The organism is Kitasatospora sp. NPDC088783, assembly GCF_044750705.1.
Classification (GTDB): domain Bacteria; phylum Actinomycetota; class Actinomycetes; order Streptomycetales; family Streptomycetaceae; genus Kitasatospora; species Kitasatospora fiedleri.
Window position 1 is genome coordinate 179,013 of the sequence record NZ_JBIVKJ010000009.1, and the last position, 23,827, is coordinate 202,839.

General features: G+C 71.7%; 17 protein-coding genes and 1 tRNA gene. 6 read left to right on the forward strand and 12 right to left on the reverse strand.

All coding sequences use genetic code 11. The annotated features are described in order from the left end of the window. The 12 genes from ACIP60_RS24970 to ACIP60_RS25025 all read right to left on the reverse strand — a co-directional run. On the reverse strand, positions 1 to 278 hold a 278-nt coding region (locus ACIP60_RS24970), incomplete at its 3' end, for a hypothetical protein (protein ID WP_400687931.1). A gap of 1,084 nt (positions 279 to 1,362) precedes the next feature. After that, positions 1,363 to 2,532 carry a peptidase M23 gene (locus tag ACIP60_RS24975; RefSeq protein WP_400687933.1) on the reverse strand — a complete coding sequence of 390 codons (1,170 nt, stop codon included), beginning with the start codon at positions 2,530 to 2,532 and terminating at the stop codon, positions 1,363 to 1,365. 4 nt (positions 2,533 to 2,536) lie between these two features. After that, positions 2,537 to 3,337: a hypothetical protein gene (locus ACIP60_RS24980; protein ID WP_400687935.1), complete on the reverse strand. Its 801-nt coding sequence runs from the start codon at positions 3,335 to 3,337 to the stop codon at positions 2,537 to 2,539. Between the two features lie 92 nt (positions 3,338 to 3,429). After that, positions 3,430 to 5,493: a hypothetical protein gene (locus tag ACIP60_RS24985; protein WP_400687937.1), complete on the reverse strand. Its 2,064-nt coding sequence runs from the start codon at positions 5,491 to 5,493 to the stop codon at positions 3,430 to 3,432. Further along, complete coding sequence (locus ACIP60_RS24990) at positions 5,490 to 6,020, reverse strand: hypothetical protein (RefSeq protein WP_400687939.1); 531 nt, start codon at positions 6,018 to 6,020, stop codon at positions 5,490 to 5,492. Before ACIP60_RS24990 ends, ACIP60_RS24985 begins: the two co-directional genes overlap by 4 nt. A 53-nt stretch (positions 6,021 to 6,073) precedes the next feature. Then, positions 6,074 to 8,656 (reverse strand): ATP-binding protein, encoded by a 2,583-nt coding sequence (locus ACIP60_RS24995; protein WP_400687941.1) that lies wholly within the window; start codon positions 8,654 to 8,656, stop codon positions 6,074 to 6,076. Between the two features lie 29 nt (positions 8,657 to 8,685). After that, entirely contained in the window at positions 8,686 to 9,483 is a 798-nt protein-coding gene (locus ACIP60_RS25000) for a hypothetical protein (protein WP_400687943.1), read from the reverse strand. Between the two features lies 1 nt (position 9,484). Further along, the gene (locus tag ACIP60_RS25005; RefSeq protein ID WP_400687945.1) at positions 9,485 to 10,045 is read right to left on the reverse strand and encodes a hypothetical protein; all 561 of its coding nucleotides are present in this window, start codon (positions 10,043 to 10,045) and stop codon (positions 9,485 to 9,487) included. A 13-nt stretch (positions 10,046 to 10,058) separates the two neighbouring features. Further along, positions 10,059 to 10,280: a hypothetical protein gene (locus ACIP60_RS25010; protein WP_400687947.1), complete on the reverse strand. Its 222-nt coding sequence runs from the start codon at positions 10,278 to 10,280 to the stop codon at positions 10,059 to 10,061. Between the two features lie 64 nt (positions 10,281 to 10,344). Beyond that, positions 10,345 to 11,358, reverse strand: coding sequence for a conjugal transfer protein (locus ACIP60_RS25015; protein ID WP_400687949.1), 1,014 nt, complete (start codon positions 11,356 to 11,358; stop codon positions 10,345 to 10,347). An 863-nt stretch (positions 11,359 to 12,221) separates the two neighbouring features. Beyond that, the gene (locus ACIP60_RS25020; RefSeq protein WP_400687951.1) at positions 12,222 to 14,141 is read right to left on the reverse strand and encodes a pRL2-11; all 1,920 of its coding nucleotides are present in this window, start codon (positions 14,139 to 14,141) and stop codon (positions 12,222 to 12,224) included. A 103-nt stretch (positions 14,142 to 14,244) separates the two neighbouring features. After that, the gene (locus tag ACIP60_RS25025; RefSeq protein WP_400687953.1) at positions 14,245 to 15,744 is read right to left on the reverse strand and encodes a DUF2637 domain-containing protein; all 1,500 of its coding nucleotides are present in this window, start codon (positions 15,742 to 15,744) and stop codon (positions 14,245 to 14,247) included. 454 nt (positions 15,745 to 16,198) lie between these two features. Between ACIP60_RS25025 and ACIP60_RS25030 the strand changes: the two genes are divergently transcribed. From ACIP60_RS25030 to ACIP60_RS25055, 6 genes are all read left to right on the forward strand, one after another. Further along, positions 16,199 to 16,273, forward strand: a tRNA-Met gene (locus tag ACIP60_RS25030). A gap of 248 nt (positions 16,274 to 16,521) precedes the next feature. After that, entirely contained in the window at positions 16,522 to 17,034 is a 513-nt protein-coding gene (locus ACIP60_RS25035; protein ID WP_400687955.1) for a hypothetical protein, read from the forward strand. Then, positions 17,034 to 18,431 (forward strand): hypothetical protein, encoded by a 1,398-nt coding sequence (locus ACIP60_RS25040; RefSeq protein ID WP_400688169.1) that lies wholly within the window; start codon positions 17,034 to 17,036, stop codon positions 18,429 to 18,431. Before ACIP60_RS25035 ends, ACIP60_RS25040 begins: the two co-directional genes overlap by 1 nt. A gap of 8 nt (positions 18,432 to 18,439) precedes the next feature. After that, the gene (locus tag ACIP60_RS25045; protein WP_400687957.1) at positions 18,440 to 19,804 is read left to right on the forward strand and encodes a VWA domain-containing protein; all 1,365 of its coding nucleotides are present in this window, start codon (positions 18,440 to 18,442) and stop codon (positions 19,802 to 19,804) included. 51 nt (positions 19,805 to 19,855) lie between these two features. Then, entirely contained in the window at positions 19,856 to 20,968 is a 1,113-nt protein-coding gene (locus ACIP60_RS25050; RefSeq protein WP_400687959.1) for an AAA family ATPase, read from the forward strand. A 17-nt stretch (positions 20,969 to 20,985) separates the two neighbouring features. Further along, the gene (locus ACIP60_RS25055) at positions 20,986 to 23,742 is read left to right on the forward strand and encodes a DUF5682 family protein (RefSeq protein ID WP_400688171.1); all 2,757 of its coding nucleotides are present in this window, start codon (positions 20,986 to 20,988) and stop codon (positions 23,740 to 23,742) included. The last annotated feature ends 85 nt before the right edge of the window (positions 23,743 to 23,827 follow it).

Below are 23,827 nucleotides of genomic sequence, written 5' to 3' on the forward strand. Positions count from 1 at the left end.
CCACCGGCCGGCGGGGTCGTCTCACCGCCGCCACCGGCCGGCGGGGTCGTCTCACCGCCGCCACCGGCCGGCGGGGTCGTCTCACCGCCGTCGGTGCCGGGCTCGGTGGGCGGCGTGTCGGGGATGTCCGCGTTCATCGGGGCGATCGCGGCGGCAGTCGTGGGGGGGCTCACCGTGTCCGCGGCGAGCGCGGCGGGAGCGGCCAGGGCGGTCACCGCCGCCGCGAGCGCCGCGGCAGCCAGGGCGCGCTGCATAGAACGGTTGGTGGAAGTGGGCATTCGGGTTCTCCATGGCATAGGCGCGGAGCGGCTCATTGCGTTGCCGCCCCCTGCCGATAATTCTGAGACCAGGCCCCTGTGGATAACCTTCTCCGTTCGCGCGAGCAAACCCGGCCAAATCGCACGGAAAGGGCTTCCCGGAATCACCATCGCCGGATGCTTGCCCCTGTAACGGAGGGCGCCGTCCGGCCGTCTCCGCGATCGCGGGGGCTCCTTGAGCGGAGCGGTCGACTCCTGCAACCCGAAGATTTCGCAGCGTGTCACCCGTCGCCGGCGCAGTGCGCTTCCGCATGTTTCGCTGCCGTCAGGGGATTCACCTCGAGTGCTTCGGTTCTGGTCACGGTCGAGCAGCGCCGCCACACGCGGATTGCGGGCAAGGGAAAGGTCACGAAAACGAGCAGCGCACCGCCAGTCCAGTGGACTGGCGGTGCGCTGCGAGGCCCGCGGCTCGAGTGGCGAGGGTTGCCCAGGGTCTGCGGCGAGCCGTCCGGGACGGCAAGTAGGTCGCGTTTCCGGAAGGAGGTCGGCCCTGGGGGCTTGGCTCGGCGGAGAGAAAGCGCTCAAACGGCACTGGGTGTGCCGGAGACCCTGTAGGTCTCCGGCACACCTCAGTTGTCCAGGTGACGGGCCTTGTCGCCCGGAGGGCGTCACCAGAGGATGCGGGTTCCGGCGATGATCCCGGCACCGGCCAGGGCGAGGGCCGCGGCGGCCAGGCCTGCCCTGCGGGTGGAGGGCAGGCGGCCGGCGGCGGTGGACGTGTTCATGGATGTGATCCCCTTCGATGTGATGGCAGGGTCGCGGAGTACAGCAGAACCATCGGCGATCCGGTCGAACGCCGGATGGGTGGAGCACCCGTTTGCTGCTGCAGCGGCGGGGCATCTTCTGCCTCAACGCGGTCGGCGCTGCTCTACGGGTTCCGCGAAGTTGTTTCCTGTCCTCAGGTTGCAGCGGTTGCCCTGTGGAAGAATTTCAGCATTTTCGGTGGCGGTTCATGCGTCCGGTCCGGTTCAGAATTCACTGGCCCCGGGCGATGCGGCATCGCTCGCATCAGAGCCCGACACCAGACCCGGCAACAAAATTCGACCTACCCGCCCTCCGGGAAAAAGGGAACGGTCCAACCGATATAGGTTGCTCGCCACTTGGTCTCGAGGAGTTCGGCGGGCACGATGTCCGCGTATCCGGGGCGCAGGATGTCGGTGCTGGCGACCTTGCCGTCGCCGACATAGACAGCGATGTGCTTCTCCTCGGAGCCGGTGTCCCAGAACATCAGGGCGCCGGGGGGCGGCGTGCGGTCCCCGGGGTGCCGCATGTCCGTGGGGACGGCCTGGTACTGGTGGATGGCCCAGTCGATGCCGGAGTAGTTCCAGCCGTAGACGGTCGCCGACCAGGCCAGGCACCGTCGGCGCCAGTTCGCCGTGCTGCCGGAGCCGGTGTTCTCCTTCGCCCAGGCGATGGCCTGCTCGACGGTGCGGGGGTTGTTGAGGGTCCAGGTCTGGGCGCCGTCGTGGAACGCGCCGCCGCTGGTGCCCTGGTAGTCGGGCCCGGTCGGCTGGCAGGTGTTGCCGCTGGCCACCGGTGCGCCTGCGGAGGTGCCTCCTGCGGGCGCGGCGCTCGACGCGGTCCCTGTGCGCTCGAGGTCGATGCCGGCTTCACGGGCGAGGGTGCGCATCTCGGTCTCGTGACCGGCGTAGAGGGTCGGGTAGGCCGACTTCTGCACCTTCTGCGCCGCGTCGCCCAGCGGCATGGTCTGCCAGCCGGGGATGTCGGTGAGCCCGCTGTTGCTGCCCCGACCCATGAAGAAGCTCTCGGCTGCGTACTCGGGTCGCATGATGTCGGTGACGGTCCCCCAGGCCATGGACGGGCGCTGCTGGAAGAGGCCGACGGAGTCGCGGTCGCCGTGGTCGATGTTCAGCAGGGTGCTCTCCTGCATGGCGGTCATCAGGGCGATCAGGGTGGCCCGGCCGGGCAGGCCCAGCCGGACGGCGACGGCGTCGATGGCCTTCGCGTTTTGCAGTTGTTGGTCGTGGGTGGGGCCCGACGCGGGGGTGCTTCCGGTCGAGGCGCTGCCGGTTCCGGCGCCGCTGTCCTCGCACGAGGCCGCGGAGGCGGAGTCGGTCGGGGCGAACAAGCCCAGCAGGAGCAGCAGGACGAAGAAGACGACGGCGACGACGATGCCGTACTTCAGCGCGACGGCCTTCTTGCCGGCCGTCGCGGCTTGGACCGCGGCCCGGCCGAGGTCGCGTTCGACGCTCATGAGCTCACTCCTCGATGCCGAGGACGCGGGTGACCATCCACTGGGACTTCGTGTCCGCGCGGGAGATCTCGGCCGTCAGGACGCGGGTGTAAGTGGTGGGTTCGGGGCCGGTGACGGCGATGTCGACGCTCGCCTGCAGGTAGACGCGCAGGTCCGTGTCGGGGGCGGGCCGTTTGCCTTCGGGAGGCGGGATAAGGGTGATGCGGGTGGCGTGGGATTCGGTCGCCTGGACGGCGACGAGGTGGTTGAAGTCGAAGTCGGCGTGGTGAGTGAGGTTGTCGACCAGGGCCTGGGAGGCGTAGGGGGCCGCCCGGTGGACGGCGGCGGCGTGCGAGCCGTCCTGGAGGACGTTGCGGGTGCTGTACGCGGAGAAAAACGCGCGGGCGATGCCCTCGGGATCGGTCGGGCGGGGGGAGGAGGCCCGTTCGGTGGTGGCCGTGGCGGTGGGGCTCTGGGCGGCGGGCACCGGGGCCTGGGTGAGGGTCGTCGCCGGCGCGGGAGCGGGCTTGCTCTGCGCTTGCGGCCACAGCCACGAGCAGATGAGGACACCCACGGCCAGGACCAAGGCGACGATCGGGATCGCCGGCCCGGTCGGCGTCTTGCGGCGCTCGTCTCGGATCCACTGGATGCGCTGCTCTCGCCGGGCGCTGCGCCAGGCCCGGCGTGCACGACGGCGCTGGCGGAAGGGGAGGTCGCCGAGGTCGGGTTCGTCGGCGCCCTTGAGGACCTCGCGCCACTGCGCTGCGGTGGTGGGTACCGGTGGCGTGTCGGGCCGTTCACGGTCGTTCGAGTGGTCGGAGGGCATGTCATCTCCGTCAGAAGGCGTGCGGGGGTAGCCCCTTCGCGGCTGCGGTGCGGATGTGGCCGGGGCCGCGAAGGGGCGGGTGGGTGTCAGGGTCAGCGGCCGGTGCCGCCGCGGGGCAGGGACGGGCCGCTGGTCCGGGGCGCCGAGGTACCGCCGCGGGCGCCGGACCCCGGGCGCGGGCGCGGGGGCGGGTAACTCCGGTAGCGGTTGACCGTGATGGAGCTCTCGACGACGCCCGGGATGGTCCGGGAGCCCGTGCTGCTCGAACCCGAAGCCCGGGAGCCGGCCGGGCCCGGTGCGCTCGGGCCGGGACCGCCGGGGCGGAACCCGTAGGCCCGGCCTGTGCCGGCTGCGCCGGTGGCCGCGGGGCCGCCCGGTCGGACGCCGTAGGACCTGGCACCCGGGCCGCCCGTGCTCGCGCCGGTCGCACGCGATCCGCTCCCGGCGGCCCGGCGGCCCGGTCCGGACCCGGGTCCGCCGATGCGGCTGCCTCCCGGCCGGCTGCTGGCGCCGGTCGCGGGCCCGGTCGACGCGGCGGGCCTGGTGCTGCCTCCGGCAGGCGCGGGTCCCGTGCCGGGTCCTGCGGCGGTGCCGGTGGTCCGGGCGTCGCTCGGCGGCGGCGGGAACTCGCGGGCCCGGCGCATACGTCCGGCCGCTCCGGCCACCGCCCCGGCTACGGCGCCCGCCGCGGTGCCTCCGGCGGCGGGTGCGGCGGACCGTCGGGGTCCTGCGCCGCCGCCTCGGATCGCGTTGCGCATCATGCGGGCGCCGGCGAGCCGGCCGACCGTGCTCAGGACGCTGCGCCCGGTCATCTGGGCCCCTCCGGAGGAGACGATGCCCTCCAGGCGGCCGCGGATCTTGAACGCCATCGCGCCTGTCGCGATGTTCAGGGCGGAGACCACGAGCCAGCCGTAGACCGGCAGGAGGCCGAGAGTGGCGACCTGGACGACGAGGACCGCGCCGAGGAGCATGGTCGCGGTGAAGGAGGCCATCACCATGCCCAGGAGCATCTCGAACCAGGCCACCCCCCAGGCGCGGGGCTTGCCGGGGATGCACCACATGCTGGCGAAGGCGACGCCGCACACCAGGAGCAGCAGGGCGCCCAGGAGGCTGGCGAGGGTGGTGAACGCCAGCATGATGAGCATGGCGGAGAAGACCACGCAGCAGATGATGGCCATGATCAGGACGCCGATGCGGCCCGACGGGGTGTGGCCCTGGCGCCAGTTGACAGCGTCACGGCCGACGGTGTCCGCGTTGAGGGTGCTGGAGAGGAAGTCCTCGCGCTTGTCCATGTCGGTGCCCTTGTCCAAGACCTGCTTGCCCCAGCGCTGGCACGCCTTGATGGAGCCGAGGTCCGCGATGCACCAGGGGCCGGCGACATAGGTGCGCCAGACGGCGTCGGAGGCGCGGCGCAGGGTGTTGTCCCGGTCGTCCGCGGTCCAGGTCGGTTCGGGCAGTTGGAAGGGCATCGCCGCGTCGGAGGTGCTGCTGAGGCCGGACCCGGTGGTGGTCATGGCGACGGACGCGCCGAGCTGCCGGCCGTTGTCGACGCCCTTGATCCAGGTCGCGGGTGCGGTGAAGAAGGTGACGGCGATGGTGGCCGAGGCGACGACCCAGGCGAGCTGGCCGAGGGGGGAGGATTCGGAGCGCTTGGCCCAGGCGATGAACGCGCCGACGGCGAGGGCGGTGGGGAGGAAGATCTCGGCCATGGGGCCCGCGGACGCCTTGATCGCGGCGGCGAGCGGCTGTTCGATCTCCGGGAGGGAGACGACCCTGAAGACCCACTGGATGAGGACGACGGCGGCCCGGCCGATCAGGGTGAGGACGGACATCAGCAGCTGGCAGATCGAGTAGAGCGCGTTGTCGGTGATGTCGCCGGTGTCCGAGAGCTGCTTGTCGAGGGTGTAGGCCGAGCTGTCGTAGGACTCGAAGAGCGTGCTCTGCCCGCCGTTGGGCTTGACGGGCGAGGGCATCAGGTCGCCGATGCCGGAGGGCTTGTAGTCCCCGCTGTCGGCTGCGGCGAGCGGGGCGAGCGCGCCCGCCGCGGCCAGCAGTCCGATGACGGCGACCATCACGTTGCGGGCGCGCGGCCTGCGGGCGATCAGGCGGGCGAGTTGGAGGTGCGCCCGGGCGAGGATGCCGGTGCGTGCGGTCATTCGGTTCGCTCCAGGAGTGTGGCGAGGGGCGCGGCCGCGTCGCGGGCGGAGACGTCGGTGTGCTGGGCGACGTGCCAGGCGGAGCCGTCCTTGACCAGGCGCAGGGCCTGGAGGAACGTTTCTTCTCCGTCGCGGTGCATGGTGGCCAGGACGGCCTTGCCCGCGGGGTGGTGCGCGGAGGCCGGCACGCTCTGGACGGGGCCGAGGTCGATGGCCAGGGCCGGGCGGCCGGGCTCTGCGGTGCGGTCCTTGAAGTACTCGCCGTACTCCTTGACGCAGCCGTCGATCGAGCCGCCGGCGTCGGCGTTGGGCCGGGCGGTGACGGTCTCGAGCTCGCACATGGTCTGCGGGCGGGGCGGGTTGGCGTACCAGGCGGCGAGGTAGTTCTTGGCGTTCGTGGTGACGGCGCTGTCGTCGCCGGCGGCGCCCGCGGCGGGCTTGTGGCCGGCGGAGGTGCAGGCGGCGGCGCCGGCGGCGAGGAGGGCGGCGAGGCCGAGGGCGGCCAGGGTGCGCAGGTTGGTGGACACGGTGTTGTCCTCTCGGAGGGCCGCGGGCGCGGTGGGCCGCGGCGCGGGGATGATCATGTGTCCTCCGATGCTGCCAGCCCGGTGCCGTCCTGAGGGCCGGATTCGTTCAACTCCTGCTTTTCGAGACCGATTTCACTTCGGTCGGCCTGGTCTTTCGGGTTGGTGGACAGCAGGTTGAGCAGCTCGGCGCTCGGCGCGTACCACTGCATGGTCGCCACGCGGTCGCGGCGGTCCCGGACGACGCAGTGGCCGTGCCTGATCTCGCCCTTGGGCGTCTTGCCGACGTCGTGGATGATCGCCCGCGTGGACTCCCCCACCGGCAGGCGCAGGAGTTCGGCCATGGCGTCCTGCTGGGTGCGGGTGGACTGCTCGAAGGCGAAGACGGTGGTGATCGCCTCCAGGACGCCGTCGAGCCCGAGGAGCGACTTCGGGTCCTGGGTGTCGAATGCCAGGGAGGTGTCCAGGGCGCGGCCGGTGCGGGCGATGTAGTCCAGGAAGCGTCGCCCGTCGTCGGTCCCGGTCAGGACGTGGACTTCGGGTACTGCGATGACCTTCGGGAGGTTGCGCAGGTCGGGGCGGGCGGAGGTGTTCAGGGCGTACGCGATCAGGCCGCGCATGACGGCGAGGGAGACGCGCTCGTTCATCGTCATGTCGCGCGGGACGGTGCCGGCCTGGGGCATCGTCAGGCCCGGGACCTGCACGAGCCACAGGCCTGGCTCCGGACGCAGCGGCGACGCGCCGGGCCGGGGTCGGGCGAGCAGGGGCGCGCCCAGCGGGGTGCGGGCGAGTTCGGCCAGGGCCTGTCCGGCTTCTCGGGCGAGGGGGTCGTCGCTGTCGGCGAGGTGCTCGACGACCCGCCAGGAGGCAGGGTCGGCGTGCTCGCTGATGGCGTTGCAGGCGCGCAGGAGGTGGGTCTCCACGCCGGCGTCGCGCATCCGCTCGGGCAGGATGATCAGGAGCTGGGAAACGACCTGCAGGGCGGCGTCGCCGCGGGGCAGGAGACGGAACAGGTCGGCGACGGCGGGGGTGTCGATGCCGCAGGTGACGTGGTGGGAGGACAGGCCCAGATACTGGCCGGCGAGGACCAGGCCGCCCTCGTCCCCCTTGAATCCGAGCATCAGTGCGAATGCGCCCTTGAGGCCGGCGTCGAGGATGGCGCGCATCATGGCGGTGGTCTTGCCGCGACCGCTCCGGCCGACGAACGCTGTGGTGGTGGCATCGCCGCGGGCGCTGCCGGCGGTGATGTCGATCCGGCACACGCCGGGGGTGGTGCCGGTGAGCAGCCCGGCGATGGGCCCTTCGTCGTCGCCCGCCTCGGAGCCGCCCCAGAACACCGACGCGGTCAGTGCGTCGGTCTCTCGGACGTGTCCGAGGTCCAGGACGCGCAGGTGGTCGCCGATCAGCGTCTCCAACCACAATTCGCGCTGCTCCTCGGTGGCGACGACCACGTCGATGGACAGGCCGGCGTAGTGGGCGACGACCGCGTCGCAGCGGGCCCGCAGGTCTTCGACGGACTCGTGGGAGGAGACGACCAGGCGCGGGTGGTCCTCCAGCAGCGTCGTGCCCGAGCGCGCCATCTGCATGCGCAGCTGCTCCATCGTCGCCTCGGTCTCCTCCGTCTCGGCGAACGTCTCGCCGGCGGAGGTCTCGCCGGCAGACCGCCGCTGTTCCTTGGCGCGGGTGCGGACCTTGTCGACTTCCTTGAGGGCGCGGGCCTTGGGCCACACGGTGAAGCGCACGGAGGCCTCGGGGCACACGAGGGTCTCCTCGCCGGTGGCGGGGTGGTTGTAGGAGATCTCGCTGAGGCAGCGCAGCCACTCCTGCTCGCCGGGGGTGGCGAGTTCCTCCGGGAAGGTCGGCATGGCGAGGACGGCGGTCCACGCGGCGGTGGTGGCGTCGGCGTGCAGGAGCTCGAGGTGGTCGGCGTGGGGGACGGCCTTGGACTGGGTCAGGCGGACCAGGGACGCGCCGGTGAAGGTCGGCAGGCGGGGCGGGGCGGGCTGGGGGCGGTGGGACTCGCGGGAGACGGCCCAGGCGAGGAGTTCGACGGGGGCGAGGCGGGCGCGCCAGGGGGTGGCCTCCAGGCGGCGCTCGATGCGTCGGGCGAGGCCGTGCAGGTGGGTGAGTTCGGCGGCGGGCAGGCCGGTGGAGGAGACGCCGAGGGTGTCGGCGAGGCTGTTCTTGACGGCGGCGGCGGTGGCGCTGTCTCGCTCGGCCAGCTTGACGCCGAGGAGGATGTGACGCTGCGGCAGGTCGAGGTCGTTGAGGCAGTCGGCCCACAGGTCCGCGACCAGGTCCACGTCGCCGGCGGTGAAGATCCGGCCGGCCTCTTCCCGGTACAGGTCGCCGTCCAGGCGCGCCCAGACGATCTTCAGGTGGCAGTCGTAGCCGGCGAGGGACTTGGCGAGGGCGAGTGCGGCGGCGTCCTGTTCGGCGTCCTGGCGCTCCTCGGGCATCAGGTCGGTGTTCGAGGCGGTGAGGGTGAGCCAGGCCTCGGCCGCGGTGTCGGTGACGACCAGGCCGTCGGCGATGGCCTGGAGTTGGGGTTCGCGCATCAGGCGTTCGGCGCCGAGGCCGAGCATCCGGCCGAAGCGCGAGGCGCCCTTGCGGGCTGCCTGGCTGGTGGTGGCGGGCACGGGGAACTCCGTTCGAAGCGTCGTCGGGGTCAGCAGGGGCCGGCGGCGGCTGCGCGGGCCTGCTCGCTGGTGAGGTGGAGGGTCTGGACCGCGGTGATGGAGCCGTCGGCGGCTACCAGGTGCATGCGGCCCGGGTGCGTGGGTGCGCGGGGCGGCGCCCACGTCTCGGGCGCCGCCCGGCCCCACAGGCCCGTGCCGCCGGCCAGGAGGCGGGTGGCGAACAGGCGGCGCAGCGGGACGTCGGCGGCGGGCACCGTGGCGGAGGAGGAGCCGAGGAGGACCTGGACCGCGCCGCGGCCGGTCGTTGCCAGGAGGCGGGCCAGTGCGCGCAGGCCCTCGGCTTCGCCGTGCCTGGTGCCGATGGGGAGGTAGCGCTGGCGTTCGCGCAGCGCGGCCGCGAGGTCGTCCGCGCGGTCGACGACGAGGACGTGCCGGCCGTCCCAGTCGGGGGTGTCCGGGTTCTTGGAGGAGTGGCTGTCGAGGTCGAAGAGGGCGTCGAGGATGTCGCCGCCGCGGGTGAGGTGGCGGACGCCGGGCAGTTCGCGGGCCCAGGGGTGGCTTTCGGCGCCGAGGTCGGCGACGGTGACGGCTGCGCCCAGCGCGTGGAACTGGGCGGCCAGCGACCGCAGCACGGTGGTGGTTCCGTGCGCTGCTCCGGCGGCGATGAGGACGTTGCCCTTCTCGTCGGGCAGGTGGACGGGCTGGTCTCCCCAGCTCAGGCCGACCAGCGGTGAGCGGGCGCCGGCGAGGGCGGGCAGGGTCCAGGGGTCGAGGATTCCGACGGTGCAGCGGATCGTGTCGAGCGGCGGGGGCGTGAGGGGCGGCATGTCAGGCTCCCTGCCTGGCCTGGCCGCGGCGGCCCTTGGCGGCCAGGCGTGCGAGGTGGTCGGGGCCGTAGACCCGCGGTCGGGGCCGGAGGTGCGTGGGCCGGCCGGAGCTGCGGGCGGGGTCGGCTCCCTCGGTGGTGAAGGCCGGTCCGAAGAGCGGCAGGGTCGCCAGGGTGTGGAACTGTTCGCCCAGTCGCCGGGTGCGAAGGCGCAGTTTGAGGCGGGGTGGGGGGATGCGGCCGCGGCCGAGGACGGGCCGCACCCCGTGGACGAGGTAGCTGGCGCGCACGCCCCACAGCAGGAGGTTCGTGCGCCGCCAGTAGCGGGTCGAGCGGCGGGCGCCGTAGTACGTGGCGCCGAGCGGCGGCAGAAGGAACAGCGGGAACAGGGGCTGCGGGGGGAAGCCGATGACGAGCAGCCAGACGCCCCAGTACAGGGGGAACATGACGGCGGCGTACTTCAGGGCGATTCGCGGCAGGCCCTCGCCCAGGTCGAGGCCCAGGAGTTCGTGCTGGCGGGTCTCGAGGTCCCAGTGGGCGGTGTAGGTGCGGGAGGTGCGCATGGGTGTGCCCCGGTCACTGGAAGACGGAGGCGATCTTGTCGCCGAGGAATTTGAGAATCGCGATGGCCTGGTCGGTCTGGAAAATCATGAGAGCCGCCACGGCACCGCCGACGACGAAAGTGATGAAAGCGCCCCATTCCTTTTTCGCCCAGTGCTGGAAGGCACGGACCGCCAGGACGGCACCGAAGAGGGTTCCGACGAGCGTTTTGATCCAAGTGACGAGGTCGTTCCCCACAAGGAATCTCCTTCGTGTACAAAATATTTGGGTAGTGATCTCGCGCTGCGCTTGCGGGGGAGAATCAGAGGGAGGTGACCTGCCAGACCTGCCAGCGCGTCGCTTCGGCGGCGCTGACCTTCGCCAGGGTGATCCGGTACGTCTGCTGCAGCTCGGCGCCGGCGATCCGCCAGCGGACGGTGGCCGTGCCGGTGCGGCGGTCGCCGTCGCCCGGATCGACGCTCCACGCGTCCAGGGCCTGGAGCCCTGCGCCGCCGCCCAGCGGCGCGATGGAAGCCCCCGGGGCCGTCGCCTGCGACTCGGTACCCGCCGCCCACGCCGCCAGGAAGCCCTTGACGGTCTCCCGGGTGGACGAGGACAGGGCGAGGTCGGGCTCCGGGATGCTGGCGCTGGGGCCCGGCACCGGAACCGGATCGCCGACGAGCGCCGGCTGGCCCGTGACCACCACCCGGTCACCGACCGAGGCAACGGGGATCTGCAGGCTCCGCCAGTCGGCGACGGTCTGCTGGTTCGCCCCCTGGCCGGTGGTGTAGGAGACCCGGACGTCGACCAGCACCCGCGCACGGTTCCCGCCGAGCTGCTCCACCCTGCCCGGGATGCTCTGCGCCACCTGCTGGAAGCCCTGGCCGTTCCATCCCATCTTGAGATCCAGCCCCTTGGCCAGATCGGAGGCCAGCTCCGTCTCGCGGACCTTCGGCGCGGAAGAACTCCACGTCAGGTAGCTCCGCGCGAACCGGGCCGCGACCCGTTGGGCCTCCTGGACAGGCACTTCCTCCCGGTGCCCGTCCGGAGCTGCTGCGGGAGGCGGTGGCGACTTGGCAGGCGACACCCATGCCTTCACGCCCGTCACCGCGGCAAGGGCCACCACACCCCACAGCAGCAGACGCCCTCCCTTACGGACGGCAGAGGTGCCTGCGCCCTCTTTCACCTCGGACCAGCTGGCGCTCGAGGGGGGCCTGTCCGGGGCGGCCGGCCTTTCCGGGGCGCCGGCGGCGCGGGATTCGATGGCCTCGGCAAGCGTGTCACCGCCCTCGCGGTCTTTTTCAGGAAGATTGAGAACCTTCCGGATGAAGCTCATCCGATTCCTCGGGTTCCTCCGAAAATTCGCACGGCATTCCCGTTGCGGGCTGGCCGGGCCCCCGCAGTCTTCCTTGCGGCGGCAGACTCATAATTGCGCGCAGCGCCTGTGGATAACTCTTGGAGAATTTTCGCTTCCTCGGGTGGCACGCCGCGAGTGCGACTGAGATTTTTGGCTGGCACACGAGAACTGCAGTTGGCCCGGCAGACCGCGCGGTTGCCTTCCGGCCCCTCCCAACTGCCCTGCTGGGCCCGGGTTCAGGACCTGCACGACCGGACGGCGCCATGCATGCCGTTCCAGGCGCGCCAACAACACCTCTCCGCACGCACTCTGACCTGCATCGTTGAACAAGCGTCTCGCCAACTGCCGCTCTCGGTCGCAGCGGGGGCGGACGCGCGGAAGGCCGGGCTGCCGGGGTTCTGGGCGGCGCCTCGTTTCTGCATCAGCCTCCGCGTTCCTGCCGGCGTCCGGCCGTTCCGACGGGCAGGGGCTGTCCTGCCGTCGAGATCCGCCGGTCCCTCGCTTCACGGCCCGCCTCGGCAGAGGCCCTGGTCGCGCGGCCAGGTCGTGGCGCTTGCATCGCCCACCAGCGGCGCTGCGGCAGCGCGCGATCCGCCCCCGTCCAGTTCGTCGGACACCGGGATGAGGAGCGGGCGGGCGTCAGGCGTCGGATGCCGCGGCGGCACCCAGACGCGACATCCCCGCCAGGGGCGTCCGAGGAGAACGCTCCTGACGGGGTGGGAGATGCAGGCAGCGGCCGGAGCTGGGACTTCGGCCGGCGCCGGGCGCGGCGGCCGTACCGGCTTCCCGCTGTCTCGCGATGGTGCGGCAGTCCGGTCTGCGAGGACGAACCGGGTGATCCGTCAGTCGTCTTCGTCGACGACGGTGCTGCCTGCGGGCGTCAGGGCCCGGTTGCGCGCCCACCGGGCGAGGTCGGCCGACCGGTAGACGAGTTCCCTGCCTCGCTTCTCCGCCGGCTCGGGGAAGTCCAGGTCCTTGTTTCGGGCGTTGCGCAGGGCCGAGACCGTCAACTCCGGGAGAACCGTTTCTGCGGCTTCCCGAAGGCTGACAAGAGCCTCCGCAGCTACGGGCGCACCCGGGGCTGCCGGCAGCGCGGCCGCGGGTACCGGCGCGGTCGGCATCGGCCCCTCTTCATCCAAGGCCCCGTCATCGGGCGCAGGCGCTTTCGGGTCGTGCCGGGTACCGCGGTCCGCCGCGACGTCGCTCGGATCCGGCCAGCTGTCCTCGACCGTGTCGGCTTCAGGCACCGGAACGGCCTTGTCCAGCGTGACGGCAGGCTCGCCCGCCGCAGGCTCTGCGCCCGGGCCCGCGCTGCTCTCCGTGCCACTGCGAGCCCATTCCCGGGCCTCTGCGTCCGACATGAAGAGGACCTGCGTCTCGTGCGCCTGCCCGCCGAGGACGACCTGTGCCCGGCCGATGTGCCTGGTGGACTTGGGGGCCGGAGATACTTCCGGCACGAGCATGCGCCAGGCGTTCTGGGTGTACCGGGCCAGGATGCGGGTGGCGAAGTTCTCACGCATCTCCGGGCCGCCGAGCGCCCTCGCGGTGGCGGACTGGGCGACCAGGAGAACGTGGAGCCGCACGGCGCGGCCCATGAAGAGGACCTCGGCCAAGGCGTCGACGGCGGGCGAGGTCTTGGGGTCGCCCTTCTCCTTGATGCTGTCCCAGTACTTGGACAGCTGCTTCATCGTGGCGTTGATCTCTTCCAGCAAGATCACGATGCGCGGCCCGATCGTCTTCGGGTCGGCGTCGTCGCCCAGGTGCTCCGCCGCGTGGATGCGTCGGCGTCCCTCGACGCCGAGCTTGACCAGGGCGTCGTGGATCTCGGCGATGTCGCGGCAGTACACGACGCTCGGCACACCGCGCGCCCACTGGTGGGAGACCCTCTTGAAGTCCAGGATGTACGCCTGGGCGCCATGGTGGATCAGCTGGGCGGCGATCGTGCGCAGGATGACGCTCTTTCCACCGCCGGTACCGGCGTTGACGAGCACGTGGGGCGACTCGGAGTCGAGGTCGACGGAGACGATCCGCTCACCGCGCTCCAGGCCGATCAAGGGTGCCGATTCGGGAACGGACCGCACGAGTTCACGGACCTTCGGATCCGAGAAGGCGACCTTCGACGGCGGCCGGTGCACCTTCTTGACGATCACGTACGGCTCGGCGCTCTCGGGCTTCCACGAGAAGCTGACGCCTTGCAGCGCAAGCTTCTTCACGACCATCTCGGTGACCCCCGACTCCGAGAACTTGAGGTCGACCGGCAGGTCGATGCGGATCTCCGCGTCGTCGTCGGCGAAGTTCAGCGGCACGTGCAGGTAGGACCGCGGATCGGTGTGCACCGACAGCCCCAGCGGTCCCACGAGCGCGAGGTGCAGGGGCCTGACCCACTCGCGCAGCAGCTCCGCCTGCCCGCGGTTTCGCACCGCGTGGACCACTGCGCCGGCGAGCGCGACCACCGCGATCCCCGGCACCCCGAACTTCAGGGCCTGCAGCGTCGCTTGCGGGTGCAGCAGGTAGGAGCGCGTGCCTGCTGCCAGCGCGGCGATCATGCCGAGGCGGACGACGATCCGCTTCCAGTAGGGCAGGTGCGACCAGCGCCCCACCCTGCCCTCCACGTCCGTGTTGACGCGTGTGCCCTTGCGCAGGAAGGTCGCGTTCGTCCGGCGCACACCGTCGAGTTCCCGGCCGGTGAGAAACCGCCCTGCTCCGACCGCCACCGCCTCGATCGCAGCTTCGATGTTCTGGTCGGCGCCGCTGCGCCCCATCACCCACCACCTCTCCGTCGCTGGCACGCCCGGCCACCGGGCGTCCGCGCCTGACGGTATGCAGCGTGGCCTGTGGACAGACCGGGCCGGCTCTTCGATCCGGTCACTGCTCGCCCGACGGCGTCTGCTGTTGCTGTTCGGCAATCCGGTGCACGGTCCCGCGGTTGACCTCCCGGCCCATCTGGCGCAGCCAGGCGATGAGCGTCGGCTTGTCGGTGGTCTTCAAAACGGTGACGGCATATCGCACCGCTTCGGAGTCGCTCGCGGCCGCTCGGACGGCCCGGATGTGCTCCGCGTCGTTTCCGTCAGCGATTGCGGGCGGCTGCGCCGATGACCGGTCGGCGGCCTGGGTACCGGACAGCTCGCCGTCGTGAGGCTGCACACGCCCGGAGCCAGCGGACCCGCCCTCGCCGCCTGGCCCGCTTGTCTCCTGCTCGACCGGGCGGCCCGAGGCGGCCACGGCCTCGTTCCCGGGCTCCCGGCTGCGGGCACGTTCGGCTCCCGAAGGTTCCGGGGCGCCCTCTGGCCCGGAGACGGCGGCTGGGGGACGGGAGGTAGCCGGCCTGCTTGGCGGCTCGGTACCAACTGCCGGGCCGACTGCGGCCTGTCCGGCCGCAGGAGTTGAGGACGCAACAGCGGTTTCGGTCACGACGCCGCCAGGGGCGTCCGGCACGGTGGAGCCGGCCGGCGTGCGGCTCAGCGGCCCCCGCACGGAAGGCAGCGCAGGGGCCGCTGCCTTCCGTTTCCGCGGTGGCGAAACCCGCGGGCGGGCTCCCGCAGGGTTCCCCGCGGCGCTGTCCGCCTGCACGCCGGCCGCCGCGCCCTGGCCGCCAGCCCCGTCGGATTCGGCGCCCGTCCAAGCGGCAGGGGACGACGCCGCGACTGCGGCGCCCTCCTCGCCGGTCAGAGCCTCGAGGAAGTCGCGTACGACGGCCCTGCCGCGGGTGATGGGCAGCCCGAGGCGCGCGAGGCGGATCGGCAGGACGCTCTGCGGCGGTGCGGTGCGCCGCCAGTTCCGCCCGAAACGCCAGCGCAGCATCGCGCGCGCGACCAACCGGTCCTGTTCCGCCTTGATCACATCGTCGTAGCGGCGCAGCTCCCACAACCGCATCCGGCGCCACAGCAGCCAGGTCGGCAGCGGCGCGAGGAGCCAGCGGATCAGCCTGACGCCTTCCATGTGCCGGTCGGCGGTGATAGCCGTCAGGCGGCCCACGGCATGCCGGGCGGCTTCGACGGTCGCGACGAACAGCACCGGCATCACGGCGTGCATCCCCACCCCCAGCGGGTCCGGCCATGACACCGCCGCGTTGAACGCGATCGTGGCGACGGTCAGTAGCCACGCGAGCTGACGCAGCAGCGGAAGGGGGATCCGCAACCAGGTGAGCAGCAGATCGAGTGCGAGCAGGACCGCGATGCCGGCGTCCACACCGAGCGGGAAGACGACGGCGAAGCGTCCGAAGCCCTTGCGAAGAGCCAAGTCCCTCACCGCGTGGTACGAACCGGCGAAGCCGATCGCGGCGATCACCGCTGCACCCGCCACGATGGCGCCGATCAGCACGCGGTGAGTTCGCGTCAGCCGGATTTCGTGTCGGTCCTGCGACATCGCGCCTCCTCGGAAGTCCCCAGCACGTTCCCCGGCGGTGCCTGTGGACAGAGCACGCGAACTGCGCTCCGACCGTGAGATGCCGCGCGCGGGTGAGACTCGCGGCGGTAGTTGGCCGCTCTCAGTCGTAGTTGGCCGCGCGACAGCCATCGCCCCTCCGGCCTGCACCGTTGCGTCAGGAAGATCGGGAACAAGCGTGGCCGTGGCCAACTATCACTGAGAGAAGTGGCCAACTACCGCTGAAAACTCGGACTACGACCTGCGACGACAGCCAGGTTCCTGGCCAACTACCGCTGAGAGTCTCAGCGGGAGCTGCACCGATGCGCGGGAGAGGCGAAGGAGTGGACCTGCCGCGGTTGCCTGGCCGGGCAGCCCGGCTTGGCGCGGCCTCGGCCGGGGCCCTGGAATTCAGGTGCCTCCGCAGCTGGCGGTCAGGTAGTCTCGGTCTCACCGACGCGGGGTGGAGCAGCTCGGTAGCTCGCTGGGCTCATAACCCAGAGGTCGCATGGTTCAAATCCTGCCCCCGCTACGACTATGGGCTGGGGGCGCGATCGCGCCTCCAGCCCATCTGCGTCTGCCGGTGTGCCGCCACCCCTTGCCGTTCACACCCCGGTTCGACCGGCTCGAGGGCGCGCGGTCATGGACGGCCTTCACGCCCGAGCCCCCGCGCACGGTGCCCGTCCGAACCGCCGGCCATGTCAGTGATCATCGGTAGTTTCGACTTGGAAGCGCCGCCTTCTGCCGCGCCTACCTCTCAACCCCTCTTTTGGAGATGGTGTGTTCTCACCCTCCCGGGAGTTCTCGAGCCTCGGACAGGTCGTTCCGCCTGCCCGGCGGCGCACCCTCGAGAAGGTCCCCTTCGTCCAGCTCTCCGACGCGCGCCTGCAGGGTGTCGTCTCGAGCGGGTCCGACATCGCCCGCGTCTACGTGTCGTCGATCGCGGCACGCACGTTCGACTTCTCCTGCAGCACCAACAACAACCGCCCGTGCGGCGGCCTTCGGGGCAACCCCTGCAAGCACATCGACGCGCTGCTCTCCGAGGCCGTCGCCCAGATCGGAGCCGAGCGCCTGGCTGCCTACCTGAAGGTGGACACCGGCGCCGCCACGTCCGTCCCGACGATCGGGGACATCCACCGCGCCATGGCCGCCGCTCGGCCGAACAAGGCCGCCGTGTCACCGGCCCCCGCAGTGTTCGCCCGCTTCCTGGAACACCTGACCTACTTCGACCACCCCGCGGTCACCGAGCCGCTGCCCGACCTGGCCTGGTTCCCGGCTGCAAGGGCGGCATGATGCGACCCGACGTCCTCCTCGGCCCCGTTCCGGGCCTCGACGACGCTCTCGGCGTCGTCGACCGCTTCGACCAGGTCCTGGCCGAAGGGCTGCTGCGACTCGGTCCCGCTCACGCGGACGCCCTCACCGAACTCGGCGGCGCGGTAGCCGGATCGCCGCTGGCGGCGCAGGTCGGCGAAGCCGCCGAGAAGACCGCCGCCGGCCTCGCCGACGAAAACCACCTCACCGCACTCGCCGCCGCACGCTGCGCCCTCCTCGGAGCGGCCCATGACGCCCTGCACGGTGTCACAGCACAGGCAACCGGCCGCGCCACCGCCCCGTGGACGGCGCCCCCGGGCACGGCCGGCCCTCCGGCGTCGCCGAACCTGCTCGCCGCCGCACGCTCCTGGCTCTCGGACATCGCGCGCACCGGCTGGCGCAGCATCGACACCGACCTCGTCGCCGCTTCCAGGCACATCGTCGCCGCGATGCTCGCCGACAGCACCCTGCGCCGCCAGGCCGTTCTGATCGACGGGTTCGCCGGCGAGCTCGACAGCCGCTGCACGGGCGCCGACCCGGCGCTCCCGATCCCGCGCCGCCGGTGGGCGGACCTGTGGTCGCGCGCCCTGCTGCTGGCCCATCCCGCCTGGCAGCACACCCCGGCCGCGCGGACGGTCACCGGGCGGCTCCTGCCGCTCGGTGTCGACCTCCACGAACACGCAACGGCGGTGCAGGCACAGGTGCACGCGGTACTGGAGCCTGCCGACGGGTCCCAGCCGTTCCTGGTCAGGGCCTCGGTGTCCGCATCGAAGCCCAGCAGCGTCGTGGGAGCAGGCTGCTGGCTCCTGCTGCGCCCGCACCTGTCGCTCCTGAGCGCCCTGAGCGCCGGCCGGTCGATGACCGTGGCGGACATGCCGGCGACGTCCGAAGGCGACCTGCTGTGGGACGAGGCGAAGGCGCGGCCCGGCGATCCGGCTGACCCGTTCGTCACCGCCCGCATCGCGCTGCCCGGCGCCTGCGGCATGCCGGCCGCTCCGCTGGAGCGCCACCCGGTACGCCTGGCCGAACCCGTGTTCGTGGACGGCTACACCGCCGTCGAGGAGGACGGCATCCTGGCGTTCTCCGTCGGCGGCTACCGTCTTCCCGTCGCCGCCGACCGCATCCCGGCCGCGTCACCCCTCACTGCCCGGGACCTGGCCGCGTCGACGGCGTGCATCGGGCTCCTGCGCTGGGACGACGGCGGGTTCCACCTCCAGCCCCTGGCCGTCGAGACCACCCTGAAGGGACGCAGCACAGCCGTGCACGCCGGGGCCTGGGCCGGAGTCGGCACCGACCCCGCCGCCGCGAAGGCCGAGACCGCCGCCGCCAAGGACATCGCCGTCCTGCACGAGCGCGCCGGAAAGCTGCTGCGGAGGTGAGCGATCCGATGACTGCCCCCGACCACGACACCCCGGACGACGATTCCAACGGAAACCGCCGGCAGGCCCTGTTCTGGCACACCCTGGCCCGCCTGTTCGACCCGGACGAGCAGCCCTCGCTGGCGACCGCCAGCCTGGAGATCGTCGAGGACCTCGGTCTGCCTGCCGCCCTCCTGGACCCGCGGGTCTCCATCGACTCGCTCGTCCAGCGCCACCCGGCCCTCACCGCGGAGTTCGACAACCTCCTCACCAAGGAGAGCGTCCCCGACCGGCGCGACCGGGCCGCGGAGGTCCGGCGGGCCGCCCTCTACTCCAAGATCCTCCTGAACACGTTCGCGACAGGCTCAGGCCCGGTCACCGCGGACCAACTGGCCCGCTGGCAGGCCGACTCCGGCTGGCTGGAACGCGGCCTGGGGTGCAGCCCCGGGGACCTGCGCGCCGGCGGCGCGGGAGCCGGTTCGGGCGACCTCGCGGCTCTGGCCAGGGTCCTCGGCCCGGAGCTCTCGGCGGTCGAAGACGACATGGTCAAGCGCATGCGCCTGCGCGAGGTCCTCCAGGACAACGCCCTCGCCTCCCAGCTCACCCCGAGCATGTCGCTGATCGAGCAGCTCCTGCACGACAAGAGCAACCTGGACGGCGTCGCTCTCGCCAACGCCAAGCGCCTCATCCGCCGCTACGTCGACGACGTCGCCGCGGTGCTGCGCACGGAGGTGGAGAAGGCCAGCGCCGGGAAGATCGACCGGTCCGTGCCGCCCAGGCGGGTGTTCCGCAACCTCGACATGAAGCGCACCGTCAACAAGAACCTCGTCAACTGGGACCCGGACCGCAAGCGGCTGCTCGTCGACCGCCTGTACTACCGGCACACCACGCGCAAGACGACTCCCAAGCGCCTGATCGTCGTCGTCGACCAGTCCGGTTCGATGGTCGACTCCATGGTGCACTGCACCATCCTCGCGTCGATCTTCGCCGGGCTCCCGAACGTGGACGTCCACCTCGTCGCCTACGACACCCGCGCCCTCGACCTCACCCCCTGGGCCCGCGACCCGTTCGAGGCGCTGCTGCGTACCAAGCTCGGCGGTGGGACCGACGGGACCGTCGCCATGGCCGTCGCACAGCCGAAGATCACCGACCCTGCCGACACGGTCGTCGTGTGGATCTCCGACTTCTACGAGTCGCGCGCCCAGGACCTGTTCGCGCACATGGCCGAACTCCACCGTTCCGGTGTCAAGTTCATCCCCGTCGGCTCGGTCACCAGCAGCGGCCGAGGCAGCGTCAACCCGTGGTTCAGCGAACAGTTCAAGGACCAGCGCACACCCGTCGTCTCCGGCCGCATCACCAAGCTCGTCGCCGAACTGAAGGCGTCCCTCACCTGACCCGGTGCTCCACCCCTCCCACGCTCCAGCCACAGAAAAGGCCCCACCCTCATGTCCGACATGCTCCGCGCGCCCGCCGAAATCAGCTACGCCGCCGAACTCGACCACCTCGAGAAGATCGACCACGGCACCAAGCCGGCCAACTGGCGGCTCTCCCCCCAGATGGTGCGCGCGTTCATCCTCGGCTCCCAGCCGTCCGACAACCTCGACCGCGAGATCCGGCAGAAGTGGTTCGGCGAACGCTCCATCGTCGAACGCGCCATCGTCACCCTCGCATCCGACCGCGGGCTCCTGCTGATCGGCGCCCCCGGCACCGGCAAGAGCTTCCTCGCCGAACTCCTCGCCGCCGCCATCTCCCGTAACTCCGTCCAGGTCGTCCAGGGCACCGCCGGCACCACCGAGGACCACATCAAGTACTCGTGGAACACCGCCCAGGTCATCGCAGACGGCCCCACCGCCGAGTCGATGATCCCGTCGCCCTTCATGACCGCGATGCTCACCGGCACGATCGGCCGGTTCGAGGAACTGACCCGCGCCCCCTCCGACGTGCAGGACGCCCTGATCTCGGCCCTGTCCGAGAAGTACATCGCGGTCCCCGAACTCGGCGACAGCGGAACCGTGTTCGCCAGGCCCGGCTTCGCCCTGATCGCCACCGCCAACAGTCGCGACCAGGGCGTCAACGACCTGTCCTCCGCGCTCAAGCGCCGCTTCAACTTCGTCACGATCCCCGTCGTCACCGACGAGCGCAGCGAACGCCAGATCGTCAACTTCCGCACCGAGGAGCTCCTGAAGCGCCACGGGCTCGCACTCGACATCCCGCCCACCCTCCTGGAGGTGCTGCAGCGCAGCTTCAACGACCTCCGGAAGGTCGCGGAGAAGGCCGGCAGCGACGACGACCGCCTCGAGTCGCCGCTGTCCACCGCCGAACAGATCGGCGTCCTCGAAGACGCGATCCTCCACAGCACCTTCTTCGCCGCGGGGAGCCTCACCGCCGCCACCCTCGCCAGTTCCCTGGTCTCCTCCCTGGCCCGCCGCGCCCCCGAGGACCGGGCCATCCTCAACAAGTACCTGTCGACCACCGTCAAGCAGCACAGCGACCAGCACGGCGGCGAGTGGCCCGAGTTCCTCACTGCCGGCCTCAGCACCCTCAAGGCGCTCGCGTGAGCGCCACCGGCACCGGGATGCGCGCGCGCAGCGGGCATCCCGGGCCCGACCCGTTCGCCGCCCTGCGCCATCAGCTCGATGCGGCGGCCTCCGAATTCGCCGACGGCCCGGACGGCCTGGCCAGCGTCCTGCGCGGCATGGTCGACGACGTGGAGCGGGCGCTCGCGGAGCCCCTGGAGATATTCCCCGTCTGCCACCACTCGCCGGCGTCCGCCACGGCCATGGCCCGCTTCCTGCGCACCCGCAAGCCCACCACGGTGTTCCTCGAGATGTGCGAGGACATGGCCCCGGTCCTGCCCGAACTGCGCAACTGCAAGCTGCCCGTCGCCGTGCAGGCGTTCGCCACCAGCATCGACGGACTGCCCGCCGCCTGGGCGCCGCTGTCCGTCCTGGCGCCGATGACCGAGGCGTCCGCCGAGTACCAGGTGATCGCCTACGCGCAGCAGACACCCGGCGTCGAACTCGTTCTCGTCGACACCCCCAGCGACCACGTCATCCAGGCCCACGCCCGCCGTGTCCTCTCCCCCGCCGACGCCGGCGGGGGCGCGGCAGCGGGAGGGCACGCGGTCGGCGTCGACCTGGGCGACCTGCGGCCGCGCTTCGCCGACCTCGAAGGCCACCTGCTGCGCCACGGGCAGGTGCAGCACTGGTCGGAGTGGTGGCAGCAGTACGTCGAGCTGCCCCTGGGTGACGCCGACCATGCCACCTACCGGCAGGTCATGCTCCTGATCGGCAGCCTCTTCCGGCAGCTGACTCCTTCCGACTCGGTCCGGCTGGGAGAGGACGAGGCCCGCGAGCGGCACATGTGGACGCGCATCCGCGAGCACCTGGCCGCCACCGGCACCGACCCGGCCGACGCCGTACTCGTGTGCGGCGCCTTCCACGCCGCCAGCCGGGTGCAGGAGTTCGGCCTCCACGGCACCGCCACGTTCACCATCCCCGCTCGCACCGCGACCGCCTGGCAGTACGGGCTCGTCCCGTCAAGCCACGCCGCCATCGAGGCGCAGTTCGGCCTGGAACCCGGATCCGTGTCGATCGCCGCGAGCCAGCTGGCGAAGAACCTCCAGCGCACCGGTGTCCGGCCCTACCGGCTGAAGGGCAGGACCGGCACCCGCGCGGCCGGCGCACGCAAGGCACCCGCCGCCCGCACCGACGACCGGCTTTCCGGCTTCCTACAGCAGCCCCCCGCACTCGACCGGATCGACCAGGACGAGCTGACGGGCTGGTGCACCGGCATCGTCCGGCTCGCGCGCGCCAACGGCTACGCGGCCTCCAGCGCGGACTCCATCGCCGTGTTCGAGACGTCGCTCGGCCTCGCCGGCCTGCGCGGCCGAATCCGGCCGACCCCGTACGACTTCCTCGACGCGGCCGTGACCTGCATCGAGAAGGACCGGGTTCCCGGCCGCCGCGACATACGGCACCTCGTCGAGACGATGCTCGGCGGCGACCGGACCGGCTCGGTCGGCTACGCCTCCCTGCCCCCGCTCGCCCGCGACGTGCACGACCGTCTGCGCCCCCTCGGCATCGACTTCACCATCCGCCGCGTCAAGCGCGTGCTGCTCGACCTGCGATCCGACCCCGGTCTGCAGGCCTGCTCCGACGTCCTGTGGAAGCTGCGCCGCCTCCTGCCCGACGCCGTCCGGCCGATCACCGGCGAGCGCGCGCTGGGCGTCGACTCCCTCCAGGAGTCCTGGGACGTGTCGCTCGGCGCCCACCAGCGTGCCCTGATCGAGCTCGGCTACGAGGGCGTCACCATCGAGCAGGTCATCGAACAGCGTCTGCGCCGGGAGGCCCACGACCCCACGGCGAACACCGCGGCAGTCCTGCGCGCCGTCGAGGACGCCATCGTGCTCCTGCGCAGCCCCCGTCTGGCGGACGAACTCGGCAGGCACGCCATCCAGACCCTCGCCTGCGAGCGGAGCGTCGACGGCGCACCGGAGGTCCTCACCCGCGTCCGCAAGCTCCTGGCGTTCTACCGCACCACGGAGCCACATCTGCCCAGCTGGATCGAGGAGTTCACCAGCACCGGATACGCGCACTACTGCACGCTCCTGCCGGTGGCGTTCACCGAAGAGAGTGCGGGCGTGCGGCAGGTCGCGGCGATGCTCGGCTTCCTGGTCAGCACCGAGAGCCTGGCGGTGTCGCTCGGCGGCAGCCGGGAGCAGCTCGACCTCGCCGTCACCCAGTCGCATCCGCAGAACCCGGCCAAGGTCGCACTCCTGTGGGCGGCCCAGGTCCACCTGGGCCAACTCAACCGTCAGGACCTGCGGCAGCAGTGCGCAGAACTGCTCGACGACGTGCTGCTCCTGCCGGTCTACCCGCACTACATCAACGGGCTCCTGCACGCTCTCGAACCGGTCCCGGCCCTCGTGGACATCGTCGTCGAGGCCATCTCCAACGCGTTCACGAAGCTGCCCGACGAGCTGCTGCTGCCGTGGCTGCCGGTCCTGATCACCGCCCTGCGCACCGGCGGCGCGAACCTGGCCAGGCTCCTGACCGCGGAAGCGGAACGGATCTTCCCCGGCCGCCTGCCCGAACTGGACGCATGGGTGCCGCCCTGGAGCACACCCACTGTCGCCGTGCCGGGCCGCACGGCGGTGCCGCCGGCCGGGTCGCCGTTTCTCGCGGCCCACCCGGAAACGTGCGACGCCCTGGCGGCCATGCTCGGCTGCGACGGCCAGTGGGTCGCTGCGGCCGTACCCGCGGGCAGGATCCTGGTCGGCGACCACCCGGAGAGCGCCGCCGCACTGGCGGCCCTGCTCGCAGAGGTCTGAGCAGGCTGGTGGGGCCGGCTGTCCGGTCGGCCCCACCAGCGGTGCCGGCCTCGGATGCCTCCGTGCGCTGTGCCTCCCGCCGCCT

Bases quoted from the DNA above. Each gene is read 5' to 3' on its own strand.
- ACIP60_RS24975 (WP_400687933.1), bottom strand. From the start codon at position 2,532: ATGAGCGTCGAACGCGACCTCGGCCGGGCCGCGGTCCAAGCCGCGACG.
- ACIP60_RS24980 (WP_400687935.1), bottom strand. From the start codon at position 3,337: ATGCCCTCCGACCACTCGAACGACCGTGAACGGCCCGACACGCCACCG.
- ACIP60_RS24985 (WP_400687937.1), bottom strand. From the start codon at position 5,493: ATGACCGCACGCACCGGCATCCTCGCCCGGGCGCACCTCCAACTCGCC.
- ACIP60_RS25000 (WP_400687943.1), bottom strand. From the start codon at position 9,483: ATGCCGCCCCTCACGCCCCCGCCGCTCGACACGATCCGCTGCACCGTC.
- ACIP60_RS25005 (WP_400687945.1), bottom strand. From the start codon at position 10,045: ATGCGCACCTCCCGCACCTACACCGCCCACTGGGACCTCGAGACCCGC.
- ACIP60_RS25015 (WP_400687949.1), bottom strand. From the start codon at position 11,358: ATGAGCTTCATCCGGAAGGTTCTCAATCTTCCTGAAAAAGACCGCGAG.
- ACIP60_RS25020 (WP_400687951.1), bottom strand. From the start codon at position 14,141: ATGGGGCGCAGCGGCGCCGACCAGAACATCGAAGCTGCGATCGAGGCG.
- ACIP60_RS25025 (WP_400687953.1), bottom strand. From the start codon at position 15,744: ATGTCGCAGGACCGACACGAAATCCGGCTGACGCGAACTCACCGCGTG.
- ACIP60_RS25040 (WP_400688169.1), top strand. From the start codon at position 17,034: ATGCGACCCGACGTCCTCCTCGGCCCCGTTCCGGGCCTCGACGACGCT.
- ACIP60_RS25045 (WP_400687957.1), top strand. From the start codon at position 18,440: ATGACTGCCCCCGACCACGACACCCCGGACGACGATTCCAACGGAAAC.
- ACIP60_RS25050 (WP_400687959.1), top strand. From the start codon at position 19,856: ATGTCCGACATGCTCCGCGCGCCCGCCGAAATCAGCTACGCCGCCGAA.
- ACIP60_RS25055 (WP_400688171.1), top strand. From the start codon at position 20,986: ATGCGCGCGCGCAGCGGGCATCCCGGGCCCGACCCGTTCGCCGCCCTG.